This is a genomic window from Streptomyces sp. AcH 505 (genome assembly GCF_000818175.1).
GTDB lineage: Bacteria > Actinomycetota > Actinomycetes > Streptomycetales > Streptomycetaceae > Streptomyces.
Window position 1 is genome coordinate 1,449,714 of sequence record NZ_JTIY01000002.1, and the last position, 16,454, is coordinate 1,466,167.

Here is a 16,454-nt window from a genome sequence, read left to right on the forward strand (position 1 = left end):
GGCCGCTCAGCGGCTGCCGCATGCTCTGCCGCTGTAGCCTGCGCCGAGCTGGACGGTCGGGGCGCCGAGCCTTGAGAGAGGGCGATGAGGCGTGTCCTTTCCCGGGCTGCGTCCAGGCGGCGGCGCGGACTGCTACAGGTCCGTTCCAGCAGGTCGAGCCATTCGATCTGTTCGGTGAAGGTACCTACTCGGCAGCCGTCCAGAAAGGCCATCAGCCCGCGCACCGACACCGGCTGGAAGCCGCCGGCCATCGCGGCAAAGTGGGTGTGCGAATAGCCTGTTGCGCGGGCGAGGGCCCGAAACGAAACCGAGCGGTAGGCGCGCAGAGAGGACAGCCAAAACGGCAAAGACGTGGGGCTGGATGCCTTCGACGGGGGCGTCAGCTTCCCTGACCTGTCCCAGCGCGCCCATGTGCTGCGCCACGCGAGGCTCCTGCCGGCGTCGTCGTTGGGCGCAACGGGGCGGGACGAGCTGGTCGGTGCGGGGCGGGCGCCTCGCAGGGCAGCCTCCCGCCTGGCCATCCACGACAGGGCATCGCGTTCGCCGCACGCTTCTACGAAGACGGCCAGGGTCTTCTCGGTCGGGACGCTCAACCCGCTCTGTGCGCTGGACAGGGTGCCTGCCGACAGGCCGGACAGGCTGGACAGTTCAGAGAGGGTGACTCCTGCGCGTTCACGCAGTGCACGAAGGTCGGCGGCGAGTGCCACACAGGGCACGTCCGGTTGGGCGGGGAGCTTCTTGTTGGGGCGGCCCACGCGTTCTCCTTTCCCGTGGGGAAGCGGGGTGCCAGCTGTCAGGTGGCCGGCGCCCCCGCGTGCGAGTCAGGACAGGCGCGGCTTCAGTTCTGCGGCGACCACCGCGCCGGCAGCGACCGCGGCCACAGCTGTTTGCGCCGGGCAGCCCGCGAAGACCAGCAACGTGATGACCGTCAGCACGAGGGCCAGGACCTCCTCGCCTCCGGCCGGGCGTGTCCTTGCGTGAGGGGTGGGCTCTGGCAAGGGAGGAAAGCCAATCATGTTTCTCCTGCACGTCTAATTTGTGCGATGGCAGGCCGCGTGGGATCGGCCCTGACCCGGACAAGCAGCGTGTGTCACCGGTGAGCGGTTGACGCCGGTCACCGTGCTGCGAAGCCATCATCGCCAGCCGCACTGACAAGACATCGCACTTCTGCCAGAACCTGAAGTACCGTCCGGATCGTTGTTCAACAAACGGTGCGTAAGGCGGATTTGAACAATCAGTTCTGGACGGGATCAGCACAGACCAGGGCTACCGGAACCCCTGCCGATGGCAGGAAAACGCGTCCGTTACTTAGCAATGCGAGGCGATACTTGTTGAGAGCGTGGGTGGCGTGTGAACAACGTTGGCACGCCAGGGCTCCTCACGTCTTCGACCCGGACAGAAGGTCCCTTCGCGGTAAGGCTGTTGACGCATCCTGACTGCAACGCCGGGTGGCGGTTCGCACCACGACCGTCACCCGACCCGGCCATGCGACATGGCGGCGGCTACGTGGCTGTGCGATCACGAGCCTTCGGGGAAGCGTCAGGGCGCAGACACCTTGCAGGTAATCAGGCAGGTCCAAGCCGGCCGAAGCGGCTACCGCACAGAAGCGTGTAGCCGACCGCTCGTCGTAATGGCCGAACGAGTCACAGGGCCGTCTCACGGTGTGCTTCTTCCTCGGCGCCGCTGGACCCAGTTGGGATCTCGCGTAGGTGCTGCGACGCGTTGCGGTTCCGCCAGGTCTGCGTCCGAGATCTGCATGATCCGGTCGAACAACCAGATGAGCCGGGCAAACCGCAATGAGGCGAACACCATGGTGAACTCGAACACGAAGCGTACAGAGAGCGGATCTGCGTTGCGGTCCAAGGCGAGCGCAGCGAGCAGCAGGAAACAACACAGGGCGGTTGCCTGCAGCAGACTGCGCCAGCTGCGCCGGAGTTCGCGCTGATGATGCAGGCGTACGGCCCGCAGTCGTTCTCCGTTGGCCGCCGTATAGATCGAGATGGCGATGGCACTCAGGCCTCCGATCGCGGACACGACACCTGCGGTTGCCGCGTACAGGTCGGTGCGCTGGGACGAGTCGATCCACGACAGCCAGTCACCGGAACCGGTGCTCCTGACCGCGAGGACGTGGGCGCACACCGCTGTGCCCGCTATCAGGTAGTCGATGCGGAGGTGATCAGCCCAGAAGTCTTCGATTCCGGCGCGTACGCCCACGTGCCCCCCCTGTTGTCGCCTAGATCACGCACCGTCCTCGACGTCCACCGCGAGCCGTAGGGCGTCCTGGTGCTCCGCAGCTGCTGACAGGATGGCATCCACCGCTGACACAATCCGGATTGAGTTACCTTCGTCATCAGTGGCCGATACGCGCCTTTTGGCTGTGATGCTGTGCTCGATCAGCTCGACCAGGTGAGTGCGCTCCGGGCCGGCCGGATCCGAGTACACCAGCCGGGCTCGCGCACGTTCGGCTCCTGTGACGATGTCTGAGATCTCATCGAGGTCGGCAAGAAGGTGCTCGCGGTGCTCCCGGAGCTCTTTTCCCCGAGGCACGGAGATGATGAGGGTCACGCTGATCTCACCGTATGCCTCACCCGCCAGGCGGAGCGTCCGCGCGAGACCGCCTTTGCGTTCCTTCAGAGCGCCCATCTTGTTGGCCATGAGCTTCACTTCGACGCGACTTGCACCGGATGCCTTCTTGAGCCGCTCGATCTCGGCGTGAGCCACCACGGGGCGGACGTCCAACTGCGTATGGGGGAACAGGTGGATACCGTTCATCCACTCGGCCAGCCCTCTCTGGCTGGGCGAGGACCTTCCGCCTTGCATGATCCCTACGATGTTCCCGAAAGGGAGAAAACACATCACGGAGGTGTCGAGGTAGCCCTCTTGCGCCGACTGTTCCAGCTCTCGCAGGTCACCGGTTTCCCAGTTCACGACCGACAGCCATTCGCCGGGGTCCTTGACCCGATGGAGAAGCAGGTGATCTTGCATGTTGTAGGTCGTGATCGTTGCCACGAGCTGTGACTCGCCCTCATGGGTGCGATCGGCTACCGGCACGCGAGAGAGGTCCGCCAGTGCGCCGTCCCAGTCCATGGGTTCCTTGATTCGCCGGATCTCACCACCGCTGACCGCCACCACTTCGAAGAAGTGAACGGTCCGTTCTTTCATGTGCCCTAAAGTTGCCAAGAGTCTCCCCTTCGAAATGTGCTGAGCATCAATCGGACTATCAGCGAACTGGTGCATTCACCGGCTCTGTTGCCCCGATCGTAGAGGTTGTGTGGAGTCGGTGATTCCAAGTTCGGCCAGAGAAACGTTCCTGTGTGTAGGGCGGATGTAGCCCTGCCCATCGGCGCCTGGACCGGGGAGCCCCGCTGCGCGGACACGTCCCCGGGAAATGATCTGTTCCGTGCCTCCGCACGGCCAGATCCCACTGACGGGACCGTCGACGCTCTTCACCGGCAATAGCTTCGGCAGCCCTCGACGAAGCACCTTCCATCAGACCCTCGACGTCCAAGACCCCCAGGCCCACGACGGCATCCTTGGACTGGCCACGCACACACAACCCTTGGTCACGCAGCATCATCCACCGGCTCCCACCGGTCCGAGGCGGCCGAAAAAGCCGAGCAAACCCAAGGTCCGATGCAACAATGCATCACGTCTCATCTGCCCAGCTCAATATCGGAGCAGCGCCCTCCTATGGCCATCGCTGACCTTGAACTGCGGCCTCATCAGGCCGAAGCCGTCACCGCTGCCGTCAAGGTGCTGCGCGACCATACGCGGGCGAGCGTGGTGGCCGCCTGCGGTACGGGCAAGACATTGATCGCAGCGCGGACCTCAGCGCGTCTCGCCGCCCGCGGCCGGGTTCTGGTCCTGGTGCCGACACTGGACCTGCTGTCCCAGACGGTGCGGTCGTGGCATGCGGCTGGTCGTAAAGGGCCTGCGGTAGCGGTCTGTTCGGCCCGCCAGGCCATCGAGCACCCATCGGCCGGCGACATCCCGATGACGACCGCCCCGGCCGAACTCGCCGCCCGCACCCAGGCCGGCAACGGCCCGGTCACCGTGTACGCCACATACGCCTCGCTGACCGCGATCATCACCGCCCACCACAGTTACCGCCTCCCGGCCTGGGACCTCGTGGTCATCGACGAGGCGCACCGCACCGCCGGTCGGCTCGGCAAAGCGTGGGCCGGCATCCACCATGACGACCAGGTCCCTGCCGCACGCCGTCTCTACCTCACCGCCACCCCCCGCATCTGGGACCCCGAGACCGACCGCAGCGACACCCCCGTCGCCTCCATGGACGACGAGACCCTCTTCGGCCCCGTCGCCTACCGCCTCACCCTCTCTGACGCCATCGACCTCGGCCTCCTGGCCGACTACCAAATCCTCGTCCCCGTGGTGGCCGACACCGATCTGCGCGACTGGCTCCCCACCGCCCCCGGCGCAGGAGCCGACGGCCTGCGCCTGGCAGGCCACCAAGTCGCCGTCCTGCGCGCCATCCACGACCACCGATTGCGGCGCATCCTCACCTTCCACCACCGCGTCACAGACGCCCGGGCATTCGCCACCACCCTCACCGACACCGCCGCCGCCCTGCCGGCCCACCTACAGCCCGACGGCCTGTGGTCGCAGTGGATCAGCGGCACCCACCCACCCCGCGTCCGCCGTCGCATCCTCCTCGAATTCGCCCAGCACAAGAACCCCGCCACCCCCGCCGTCCTGGCCAACGCCCGGGTCCTCGGCGAAGGAATCGACGTCCCTTCCATCGACGCCGTCGTCTTCGCGGACCCCAAGAACAGCCCCGTCGACACCGTCCAGGCCGTCGGACGCGCCCTGCGCCAACAGCCCGGCGCCGGCAAAAAAGCCACCCTCATCGTCCCCGTCTACCTGACTCCGGGGGAGGACCCGGACGACCTCCTCGCCGCCGACGCCTACACCCCCCTGTGGCGTACCGTCCAAGCCCTGCGCGCCCACGACGAACGGCTCACCGCACGCCTCGCCGACCCCCGCACCCATCGCCCCACTCTCGCCTCGGACGACCCCGGCAACTGGCTCCGCTTCGACCGCCCCACCCAGGCCGAAGAAGTAGCCCTCGCGCTCACCCTGCGCGTCCTCGCACCCAAGAGTTCAGAATGGCGCCGCGGACTGGCCGCATCCCGCAGCTACCGCCACACCCACCACCACCTCGATGTCCCCCAGACCTACCAGGACCCCACCGGCTACCCCCTGGGCCGCTGGCTCACCTGGCAACGCCACCTCCACGCCAAGGACACCCTCGACGCCGTACGCGTCCACGCCCTCGAACGCCTCGGCATCATCTGGGACCCCCGCCAGCAGGCCTTCGACCGGGCACTGGCCCACGCCGCTGCCTACGCCGCCCGCCACGGACACCTCGCCGCACCTGTCGAGGAAATCCATGATGGCTTCCCCCTCGGCCGCTGGCTCGCCACCCAGCGCACCCGCGCCCAGTCGCTCACCGACCAACGCTCCGCAGCCCTCACCGCTCTGGACCGCTGGTGGAACCCGCCCTGGCCGATCACCTGGCAGCGGACCTACCACGCCGTCCGCCACAGCATGGAACACCACGGGACGGCCACCGGACAAGAGAAGTGGCTCGAAGCCCAGCGCACCCGATCCGACCGCCTTCACCCCGAACAGAAGAACCTGCTGAAGGAACTGGGACTCGCCGCCCTGCCCGGCACGGCCGCCTCCCCGGCCGGGAAGAGCCACCTACCGGCGCGGGAGCGTGCCTTTCAGCGCGGACTGGCCGCTGCGCGGGCATTCCGCGCGAGGGAAGGCCACCTCAACGTTCCCCAGCGCCACATCGAGAAGATCGAAGGCGACCCCGTGCGCCTGGGCCAGTGGCTGAGCAACCTGCGCCGCCGCCCTGGCCTCAGCCAGCACAAGCAGGCAGCACTGGCCGAACTGGGCCTGTAAACAAGGCGTTCACGCCAATGGCCGGAACCGCGACCTGGTGAAACCGCTCAGCATGCCCACACTGCACAGAAGAGGGAACCGATCCGGCTCGGCGCATGAGGGGCGTACATGGCGGCCAAACGCAACAGCAGAACTGCCCGCAGACTCCGCACCGCCCGCTACAAGGTGGCAGTCGCGGCGCTCGCCGCACTGATCGTGCTGGCCCTGCTGCACCCCGTGATCTGGCTGTATATCGGCTCAATCCTTGCCGCCGCGGGAGTCGGCTGGATGGCCTGGCGGCTATGGCGCACCGACAGGCTGCTGCGCAGCAAGGACGCCACGTGGAGACGACAGGAGCAGGTCGCAGCGGGACAGCGGACACTGGCTGTGATCGACACTCTGTCCGGAACCCAGTTCGAGGAAGTGGTCGCAGAGTTGTGCCGCCGTGACGGCTGCACACAGGTACGTACAGTCGGCGGGACCGGAGACAACGGAGCCGATGTACTCGGTCGACTGCCGGACGGCCGGACCATGGTGATCCAGTGCAAGCGATACGCACCCCACCGCACGATTGCCAGCCGCGAAGTACGCGATCTACTCGGAGCGAGGGTGCATTTCGCCGCCGATGTGGCCATCTTCGTCGCCACCACACGCTTCAGCCGCCAAGCCGAAGCGTTCGCCGTCGGCCATCAGATCCTTACCCTGCACCGTGACTTCTTCGGCTTGTGGAACAGCGGGACACCGCTGTTATCGCTGGCCGAAGTCAACGGACGCGGACAGGGCGGAGCCAGCCACCGCTCACGCTGGAAACAGACCTACTCCAAGTGACCTCCCAGCGGCCCGTGAGCGGCAAGACGGAGAATCTGGGCGCGGCCCACCCAGAACAAACCAGTTCTTGTGCCACCCGATCCGTGCAGCATCCCCGTTGTCAGAGGCGGCATGTAGCGTCCGGCCGTGACTTACGGACTGACGCGCTTGCTGCGTACCGAAAATGACTGGTCGGACTTGCTGTGCTTCCTCGCCGAGCTTGATCCCGAGCCGCTCAGGTCAGCCTTGTGCTTAGCCCAGGGCACGGTCACTATTCGGCGCGAGGTCCGGGTGAGGGCACGCAGAGGTGCGCATACCGGTCGGGTCGATTTTGTTGTCCTGTTGGACGGCAGCGAGCGCGCGCTGATGGAGATGAAGCTCGGCGCCGGTGCTCACGGCGAACAGTTCGCGGCGTACGACGCCTGGGCGCAGGCGAAGGGCATACCGGCAGCTGACCGCTATCTAGTGAGCCCGAATGCCGATCCGATCCCGGACGGCCCAAGTACCTGGTCCCGTCGGCTCACTTTCGGCGGTCTTCTCGGCGGCTGGAACAGTTCATCGGACGACCTCGCCCGGCTGTTGGCCATCCGGGCGTATCAGCAGCTCGTGGTGCTGGAGTCCGAGGCGACCGGCCCGGCGGACCAGGCCTCGACTGCGCTCAGCGACGCCCTACGGCTGCGGCGGCTGGCGCACCTCACGCAGGCTGCCGCCCCAGAGGGCACGGTCTTCAAGTCGCGGCAGCGCTCCCAGATGGGAGCTGCGAACATCTGCGCTTGGCGGGAGACGGAAGAGGGCTATGTCGTCGCTGAGATCCAGCGCCTGCAGCCAAGGCGCGGAACGAACAGCCCCTTCGAGATCCGCATCATGGTGCAGACGCCGGAGGCCACTTCTGCTGCCAACGGATCCCTCGCGGACCGCCATCAGAAATGGCTCGCCCGCAACAGCTTCGTCCAGCACGCAGGCCACAGCGTGCAGGCAACGGTGATGGATCCGCAGGACGACGGATTCAAGAAGAAGCCAGGAGCGAAGGGCCATCCTCAGTACTACGGATACGAGGGCGGCGGCCATGGAAGCTCCGTGGTCCTCCAGGACGCGGTCGACCTGAACGACATGGTGAGGACGTTCTCTGCCCTCCTGGAGTACCTCGCCACCTACCCAAGGCAGTAGAACCAAGCCAGAGCGCCCGCAGGGCAGCCTCACCCGCTGCCGATCAAGACCACGTCAGAAGGTGGCCATGCACTCTTCGATTCCCGCCAGCGTCGCGGCCGCTGACATGCGTCGGCTGGGCAACGCCGAGCCGCTGGAACCCTACCCAGGCCGGGCCCGCGAACCCTGGATGTGCCGTCACATCCCGTGCAAGCAGGTCATCTATCCGAACCGCAACAACGTGATGACCGGGCAGGGGGCCTGCATCTGGTGCGCGCCGAATGCCCCGAAGAACCCGGAAGAGGCTGCGGTGGGGATGTTGGAACACGGCCTCATCGTGCTGGCGGACTTCCTCGGGACCCGTAAGCCGTGGCTGTCGCAGTGCGTCGCGGCCGGGCACATCGTGGCCCCCCGGTACGACAACGTCACCGGCCGCGGTGGCGGTTGCCGGTTCTGCAAGCGGTACGGCCCCGGAGACCCGCATCAGGCGGTTGCCGACATGCGGGCCGTCGGCTTCCGTCCGCTGGAGCCGTTCAAGAACATCGCCTCGCCCTGGCTCTCGCTATGCGAGCGATGCCAGAAGATCTCAGCCCCCAGGCTGAACAACGTCCGGACCAGAGGCGAGTGCTGCCAGCACTGTGCACGTTACGGGCTGGACCCGGGAGCCCCGGCCCGCCTGTACATCCTCTCTCACGCCGAGTGCGGCGCCGTGAAGATCGGGATCACTGGACTGCGGACCCGCGAGGACCGCGTCGTCCGGTTCCAGGGCCAGGGCTGGGTGCCGTTCGCTCAGATTCAGTTCGCCACGGGCGCGGACGCCTACCGTGTGGAGCAGAGGGTGATCAAGCTACTGAGGACTCAGGGACACCCGTCATTCCTCAGCGACGCACAGATGCCGATTGGCGGCTACAAGGAGACGTTCGACGCGTCGCGGGTCTCCGTCGGACGGTTACTCGCGCTTGCGGAAGCCGAGCGTCGTCGGACGGTCGCAGGGCCTTGGTGACGCGAGCCAGCCCGCACCGCTGTGAGGAGCTCCGGCAGCAGCCCGCGACACCCAACGCCGTACGCGCTACCCGCCGAACCCTTCCTGATCGACGAAGCCGGGATGCTTCTCATCAGCGCTCTTGGCCAGATGTAGCGGCGCAGGAAGATTGGTACGTCCATCCCACATCGCCGCCTGCTCCGAGACCCGGGCAGCAAGACCGACCAGCTGCTCCTCTCGCCAGCCACCACAGCGGGCAACCACGTATTCGGTGCGGGTCATCGCGTGGAAGGGAGTGCCCATCTGAGCCAGTTGACCGCCGGGCAGAGTACGGCGCGTGTACTGGGTACCGGTGCGCTGACCGCCGGCGTGCTGGCGGGACTGCCCGGAAAACAGCCAGGACACCGCCTCCCCGTAGTCGTGGCGGTAAAGGATCTTCTCCGGCATGACCGGCTGCAGCGGGTTGTCCGGCAGCTTGCCCCCGCCGCCGGTGCGCCGTGACGGCTGGGGTGTGCCTTGACCGTTCCCGACCCTGATGACTGCCACATCCCGCCCTTGGGAGATCAGGCTCTGCCCGGGAAGAAGGGTGTCGCCGAGCCGGTCATTGCACAGCCCGGGCCAGATCCGCTCACGCTCCTCAGCGAAGAGAATGATCGGAAACCGGTCCCCTAGCGTGGCCAGCGCCCGGTCCACGTAGGTACGCACGTTCTCCGGCCCCCCGTGGTCCTCCCGCAGGTGATGTCCCTTTTTCCCGATGGGACCGGCATGGTGCATGGCCCGAGCCTGGGCCAGGGGGAGCCAACCCTGGTCGCTGTACATCAGAGTGGGCCAGTACGCGTCCTCGCCGAGCGGGATCCGCATGGCGACGAGCGTGATGGCCAGCACGGCCGGTTTCCGGGGACGGCCGGGACGTTCGTCGAAACGGTGGTAGCGGGTCCACAGACCCACCGCCACGGCGTCCCGGTCCAAAGCTGTGTCCTTCGCATTGCGGTGGAAGGCGGTGGCGGCCAGACGGTTGTCGATGATGCCGGAGTCGGAGTGCAGGCTGCCGAGCGCGATCTGCACCGCATGATCGTCCTTGTAGGCGACGTCCGGTTCCGGCAGCCCCGCCTTGAGAGCCCTGGACCGCGCGACTTTCTCGGGCGTGTTCAGCCGGTACGGGTCGCCGGGATCGGAGTCCATCGTGATGAACTGCGAGGGGATGCCGCGCTCGGCGAAGAGCCCTTTCAGCGCGTGCTTGGCGTCCGTCACCCCTGCTTCCTTCTCCTGCTCGCTGGGGTAGCGCGTTTCGCACAGGGCCGTGACCAGGGTCCGCCCGGCACCGGGCTTGAACCAGGGAAGAGTGTTCAGGACCAGGCTGCGGTCGTGGCTGCCGTGGCGGACCAGCTCGGGCAGCCGCACCGTCACAAGCTCATAACCGGGAGCCAGGACCACCGGCTGTTCGCCGGGCAGATCGGCCAGTTCAGGCCGCCCGTAGTCACGGGCCAGCTGGCCCATCACCCGCGTGTGCCACTGAGCCGACTCGTACAGCACGACGATGCGCACCATATCGAGGCGGGCGCTCGCCATGGCGTCGGCCATCTTGCCGGCCGGCACGTAGGGCGGCAGACTCCCGCCCGGCTTACTGATCTTGACGGATGTTCCGGAGTAGATGACGGGCTCCTGGCCGAGCACGTGCCCGGCGTGTTCCTCGAGCCTGGCGTGGAACATCGCACCGACACCCTTGTCGATCGGGTGTTTGCCCGTGCGGTGCACCCCGCGCACCTCTGCCAGCTCGTCCAGCCCCGTCAGGGGCGGCTGGGGCAGGCGGCCGACCCCGCAGGCCTCGACGATCTGTGCCGTCGCCCCGCGGTAACGGACGGCCGCAGGCTGCATGAATCCGTCCGGGCCCTTCTCCCACCGGGTAGTGATCGGGGCCTTGAGGATGATGTCCGGATTGACGGGATGGCACAGCAGGACGTGGCGGATGCCCTTGTAGTGGGTGGCGACGCGCGAGATACGCGCCGACAGATGCGCGATGAGCCTCTTCCCGCCGGGAGCGGGTTCGACCTCGATGTGGATGCGCTCCATGGCGTACCCGGCGATGCGCCGGCGTTTGCCACTCTCCTCGTCGATCCACGTCCGCTCGTGAACCAGCGGGGACTGCCACGCCAACAGGTCGCCCTCACTGTCGAGGTGGAACCGCAGGGCAGGCAGCGACTCGTCGAGCGGGAGCGGCACAGCGGCCAGCATGCTCGCCAGCCGCCACCCCGCCACCCTGAACGCCCAGCGAGGACCGATGATCCGCCCCTCGGCGTCGCGGTGCAGCAGCGAACTGAGGGGCTGGGGCCCGTCGTCGGGCAGCTGCAGCAGGACGGAGAGGGTGTCACGGCCGTCATGACCGTCCAGCCGCGTCTCCCACTCCCGCATCAAGGTACGCATCACAGCCCCGTCCAGCGCTCCGGGCGTGACGAGCACGCTCCGCCCTGCCCACCGACCGGTCCTGGCGGGCCGGTCAGGGTTGGTGAACACCAGCCGCTCCCCGGTCACGGCACGCGCCGCCGTCTGCAGGGACGCGATCGGCTGCACCGCGTCCTTGCCCCGCGGCCTCGGCAGCCGCCGCCAGGCCGGCGCGAACGCCTCGTCCTGCGGGTAGACGTGCACTGTGCCCAGCAGCCGGTCGTCCAGCGCGAAGGACAGGGTGAACAGGCGACCACGCTCGTCATTCACCATTCGCCCATCGCCTCTTCCTCAAATCCGGTGGGGGAGTGTTCCGTCAGCCCCAGCAGGGCATCGGCCATGGTGGTGCGGTAGACGGCGTCGATCAGCGGCATGTGGCCCTCGGCCTGCCATTTCCCGCGCAACTGCTCAAGGAGGACGGGCAGCGTGGAGTCGGCAGCGGTATTAGTGAAGGCGGCATCCAACAGCCGCAGCCGCCCATGATCCCCGCCCCGCCGGGTCCGCCCGCCCAACTGGATCAGCCGGGTCAAGATCTCCGCGGCCACGGCGAGTTTGACGTCCTGGCCCAGCGACTTGAAGTAGCCCTGCCCACTGCGAATGTCATCGAAGATCTGCCCCGCCACGATCCGCAGCCGCTCCAGCTCTGCCGCGGGCTCCGGACCGGGCCGCCGCTGCCGGTAGGCAAGAGAGTTGACCAGGGACAGCAACACCGGGGGATCCTCCATCACCGGAATAGGCCGGTTGACGAGGCAGGCAACATGCAGCAAGGAGCGCCCGGCACGGTCAACAATGTTCAGACCACGCTCGACCCGCGCCATAGGAGCGATCAAATACCGGCACCGGCCGTGACCTACGGCATGAGGGAACTGCTCAAGCCGGTTGCTGGGAATGGGCACCCAGCCAGGAGGCATCCGCTCCAGCGAGGCCATGTCCTGCGACCGCACCGCCACACAGATCTCCGATGCCGCGACCCCCGCCTCGATCATGCCTCGGGCAAGCGCGGGACCGGCGTCGTAGGCAGTCGGCGCGAGCAACGCATACGCACGGTGCGCGGTCGCCGCATCGGCGGCCACCGCATCGAGCTGCGCAGGAAGATCCTGGCCGACGCTGCGCCCCATGGCCGTATAGGCGCGCTCCCGGTTCACTCCGTCGGTGCCGGACACCACAATGCCCGCACCGTTGTCCTGGCCAGCCTGCAGCTCGACAGTGAGGCTTCCATTGACATCGTCCGGCACGTACCAGGCCGGCTCCGGCAGGAGGTGATGACGCGGCGCATACGGCATGAAAGCCGTGGCTGACATCCCGATCACCGCCCGGCGGGTGCCGACATGGGCGAGCGCGGTCACCTCACCCAGATAGGCCAGGTGAGCGTGCGGATCCCCGACATAGGACTTCAGCCGCAGCGCCGTCAAATGCCGGTCAGCAGGATCGAACGTCTCGGAAAACGCGAACAGCGCACGACCCAAAGGACCGTAAGGGGCAGCCCTCCAGGGCATGTGCGAGGCCAGCACGTCCACCAGGTCATTGCCGGCCGAGATCCCCGCCCCCTGCAACGGCGCGGCGACACCAACGATGCGGTGCAGGATGCTGCGCATCTCCTCCAGATACGCGCGCCGGGCCGCCAGCAGCGCCAGCGAAGCCAGCCGCTTCTCGTCCGTATCCCCAGTGAGCGCCGAAAATGCCTCCCCGATGCGCTTCAAAGTGGCGTGGGTGAGCCGGTCCGACCCGCCGGCCAGATCCGTGACCGAGGACAAAAGCTCCCTCAGCTCGGCCAGCCCCTCGACCTCATCCGCGAACTCCAGCGGACCCTCCCGCTTGTAGAGCTGGTTGACCGCCTCCATCTGCCGCTCCGTAGGCCGCTCCCCAGCCTCCAACCCGAAGATCCGGGAGGCGAACATCCCATCCCAGCGGCGCGGCACCACCATGCTGCGCCGCTCCCGGTCGGGATGGATGACCCCGCCAACGAGGTGCGACACATAGGACTCGGCCAGCCACACCAGGTGGTTGATGAGAGGCCGCAGGTACTGCTCAAGGCTCATCGGCAGCCGGTGGCAGTGCCGCCGGAACTGGTTGTCGAGCTCGCGTACCGGGGTGCGCTCGGCACCGTCCTGGGCCAGCAGCACCTGGCGGGCCGCCTGGTCGAAAGCCTGTGCCTGCAGCGCATCGGCCTCGTCGATGATGACCAGATGACTGCGGTGCAGCAGCAGCTGCTCGGTGGTCATCCGCCGTCCCGGGGCAGGCCGACCCGCCACTGGCGCGTGGATGTGCCCGGTGAGGAAGTTCGCATGGTTGGTGACGAGGATGTTCGCCGACGCCGCCGCCCGGTGATGGCGGAACTTCCCGCAACTGCCGCGCCACGGGCAGGCCAGGGACTTGTCTGTTTTCGGCCCGTTTGGTTTGAGCTGGTCGCACGGCTCCTGGCCAGGCTTCCATGTGTCCACTGCTTCGGAGGAGGTGGTGGCGTGCCCGGTCAGAGGGCAGCTGTAGGACATCTCCCGGTACACCCAAGTCCTGAAGCCCGCATCGTCCTGTGGGTTACCGGCTGTCTGCTCGGCCAGATCCATCATGGAGGCGGGGGAGATGACTGGCGTGACCTGCGAGGCGACTCCCAGGTCGGCCAGATCCTGCCGTAGCCGGTACACCGTGGCCAGGACCTGCGCGCTCTGCGGAACGACCAGCGAAATGACCCAGTCCTGCTGGGCGCACCACACCGCGACGAGTTCACTCAGGACGTTCTTCCCCATGCCTGTGGGGGCGTGGAAGACCCGTAGCGGCCCGGCCTGGACACGTAGGAGGTCGCCCACATCCGTGCCGTCGCGGCCCCGGGCGTGCCGCCTGATGTCCGCGACCGCCTTGCGCCGGTACTCCTGCCCGCGAAGCTCATCGAGCCGGCGCGCGATCTCGTCCAGGTCGGCGAAGGGGATCACCACCTCGTCTGCGACCGGGGCATCGCCCAGCTCCTGCACCACGCTGGGAGCAGGGGACCCTTGGTAATCGAGGTCGTAGAAGACGTCGACCACCCGCCCGGAGGGACTGAGCGGATCCTTGATCCGCAAGTCGCTGACGTAGGAGCCGGGCGGCGCGGGCTTGGGCAATACCTGTCCCTTGGCCGCCTTGTCCTCAAGCTCATCCAGCAAGGCATCGATGAGGGCTTCTTCATCGCCCACAGGCAGGATCAGTACCTGCTCTTCCCCGTCGGCCGGGGCGAACTCGACCGCCTCACCGATCTCCAGGACCGCTGCCGTTTCCGCCACAAACACCGAATGGTGGGCAAGGACAGCCGGCCGCTGCCGCAGCATCCGAGTGATCCTCACCTGATCGACCAGAGCCAGAGCAGCCCACCCGTCCCACAGATGCATCTGCCCCGTGGCTAAGAAGTGCGCATCAGCAAGATCCACAACACGCCGCCACGCCGCTTGTTCCTCCACCGCCCGATTAGGGAACACCCGCGCGGCCAGCAGGATCGCTACCCGCAGCGTCAGCGGCACGCTGACGGAGTACCTCGCGTTCTTCGGCGACGTCATGCGCTCATCCCCTTCAACCGCCGAGTTACGGCCGCTTTGAAACGACTGAGCGTGAACACGGTGTAGCGCTGCCCGTCCGGCGTCCGCAGGGCATCGAGCCCGGACTGCAGCTGATTAACCTGGTTACGCCGGTAGTTGGGCACGACTACCGTCTCCACGGCAGGCGGCCGGTCGATGATCGTCTGCGCGTCCTGATGGTCCTTGACGTCCACCCGCCAGCTATGCCCATCCGCCAGGTAGACGCCGACATCCCACTCGTCCAGGTTCTCCCAGCGCTCGACTCGCACACCCTCCTGCTTCTCCAACCACCGCATCAGGCCCACCTCACTCAGCCCGGGACAAGTGATGAACCGCCACACCCCCCAATCCAGACACCACACGCCCTCCGCTGGCTCCGCAGCCGTCAACCGACCTCGCCCACCGGTCAGTACAGGCGGCGCACCCCGCTTGTCACCGTCAGGGACAAGGCCGAACCGGCTCTGATGCGGCGGATACTCACACCGCAACTGCCCACCCCGCAGCACCATCGGATACCGGCACTGCGGACACGGCCACAACCACGACGACGCCCCCACCCACACCCGGTCCGAGGGAACAGGCCGATACACATCCATCCGCGCCGTGCCACGCCGTGAATACTCCTCGACCAATGCCCGCTCCGTGCCGTACGGCACCTCGGTCAGCATGGTCCGCGCCGCGACATAGCCGGCCTGCCCATCGGAGCGAATGTGCCGAAAGGCTGCCCGCTCTGTCTGCTCGGCGGTCTGTCGAACCCACGCAGGAAGCCACGTCCCGCCGAGATCGAAGTACCCGTCGTCCCCGTAGAGGGCCTCCAGATAGTTCATCCCGGCCTCGAACGCCTCCTCAGTCAGCTCACCGTTGTCCGTCAGGACAACCAAATCACCCATGGCAGAGGGAAGTTCGTCCCACGCTAAAGGCACCCATTCCCGTAAGCGGACCGGCAGCAAGTCGATCATCTCGGCAGGCGTCGAAGGCCCAACTCCCACAGGCAGACTCGACAAGAGCACCCCGTGCATACGAGACAGCTCCCGCCACGCACGAGGCTCTTCAATCCGGTTGACCCAGGCTGCACCGGCACGCAGGGCAGCAGTAATGATCCTCCGCGCAGCAACGTATTGACTGACAGGCACAGCTCAATCACCCCTCCACGCCCCACCAGTAGTATTCGGGGCTCATTCCAAGACGGGCCAACAACTTCTGGAACATACAGGCAGGGTCTGACAACGCACTTCAAAACCGGCGAACATGTGCCCCTGCGGCAGCGGGGGCACTACAGGAACGGGACATGCCGGCAGGCATGTCCACCGTCGCGTTCCGCTTGCCCGTCAGGGCACCCGGCTCTTGGTACACCAGAGAGGGAGAGCAATCAGATAACTGTCCAAAAAACCCTTATGACATCACAGCGCCGTAGGCGCCGAGGTGAACTGCCCCTGAACTACCCGGCAGGGCAGGGAAACTGAATCCGCCCCACCCAGCACTCCACTGTCATGCCGCCAGGCATGACACCCGAGCACTTTGTGACAGCGGGCCGTCAGGCCCGTCTCTTTTGTTGGCCCGTCAGGGCCAACTCAGCTAACACACAGTCATGCCGTCAGGCATGACGACACGTCACCTTACGGGCCGTC

Annotated in this window: 10 protein-coding genes; 4 read left to right on the top strand and 6 right to left on the bottom strand. The window is 66.8% G+C overall.

Annotation, left to right across the window (positions count from 1 at the left end; translation table 11 throughout):
* The 3 genes from HY68_RS41385 to HY68_RS36370 form a co-directional block, all read right to left on the bottom strand.
* On the bottom strand, positions 1-755 hold a 755-nt coding region (locus HY68_RS41385; RefSeq protein ID WP_198533508.1), incomplete at its 3' end, for a helix-turn-helix domain-containing protein.
* A 901-nt stretch (positions 756-1,656) separates the two neighbouring features.
* Positions 1,657-2,214, bottom strand: a complete 558-nt coding sequence (locus tag HY68_RS36365) for a hypothetical protein (RefSeq protein WP_042000172.1) — start codon at positions 2,212-2,214, stop codon at positions 1,657-1,659.
* Between the two features lie 24 nt (positions 2,215-2,238).
* Positions 2,239-3,162, bottom strand: a complete 924-nt coding sequence (locus HY68_RS36370) for a hypothetical protein (RefSeq protein ID WP_241778886.1) — start codon at positions 3,160-3,162, stop codon at positions 2,239-2,241.
* A gap of 528 nt (positions 3,163-3,690) precedes the next feature.
* Between HY68_RS36370 and HY68_RS36375 the strand changes: the two genes are divergently transcribed.
* The 4 genes from HY68_RS36375 to HY68_RS39855 all read left to right on the top strand — a co-directional run bounded on the left by HY68_RS36375 (position 3,691) and on the right by HY68_RS39855 (position 8,866).
* Positions 3,691-5,931 carry a DEAD/DEAH box helicase gene (locus HY68_RS36375; RefSeq protein WP_042000178.1) on the top strand — a complete coding sequence of 747 codons (2,241 nt, stop codon included), beginning with the start codon at positions 3,691-3,693 and terminating at the stop codon, positions 5,929-5,931.
* Positions 5,932-6,039: 108 nt separating this feature from the next.
* Entirely contained in the window at positions 6,040-6,738 is a 699-nt protein-coding gene (locus HY68_RS45935) for a restriction endonuclease (RefSeq protein ID WP_241778887.1), read from the top strand.
* A gap of 126 nt (positions 6,739-6,864) precedes the next feature.
* On the top strand, positions 6,865-7,884 hold the full coding sequence (locus tag HY68_RS36385; protein WP_042000181.1) for a hypothetical protein: 1,020 nt from the start codon (positions 6,865-6,867) through the stop codon (positions 7,882-7,884).
* Positions 7,885-7,951: 67 nt separating this feature from the next.
* The gene (locus HY68_RS39855; protein ID WP_052457508.1) at positions 7,952-8,866 is read left to right on the top strand and encodes a hypothetical protein; all 915 of its coding nucleotides are present in this window, start codon (positions 7,952-7,954) and stop codon (positions 8,864-8,866) included.
* 66 nt (positions 8,867-8,932) lie between these two features.
* On the opposite strand, the gene HY68_RS36395 is transcribed toward HY68_RS39855, so the two are convergent.
* From HY68_RS36395 to HY68_RS36405, 3 genes are read right to left on the bottom strand one after another with little or no spacing between them, the layout of a single operon-like run.
* Positions 8,933-11,557, bottom strand: coding sequence for an RNaseH domain-containing protein (locus tag HY68_RS36395; RefSeq protein ID WP_042000184.1), 2,625 nt, complete (start codon positions 11,555-11,557; stop codon positions 8,933-8,935).
* Entirely contained in the window at positions 11,551-14,808 is a 3,258-nt protein-coding gene (locus tag HY68_RS36400; RefSeq protein ID WP_042000188.1) for a hypothetical protein, read from the bottom strand. The genes HY68_RS36395 and HY68_RS36400 overlap by 7 nt, the downstream gene beginning before the upstream one ends.
* Positions 14,805-15,959 carry an HU-CCDC81 and SPOR domain-containing protein gene (locus HY68_RS36405; protein ID WP_042000190.1) on the bottom strand — a complete coding sequence of 385 codons (1,155 nt, stop codon included), beginning with the start codon at positions 15,957-15,959 and terminating at the stop codon, positions 14,805-14,807. The genes HY68_RS36400 and HY68_RS36405 overlap by 4 nt, the downstream gene beginning before the upstream one ends.
* Positions 15,960-16,454: the final 495 nt, after the last annotated feature.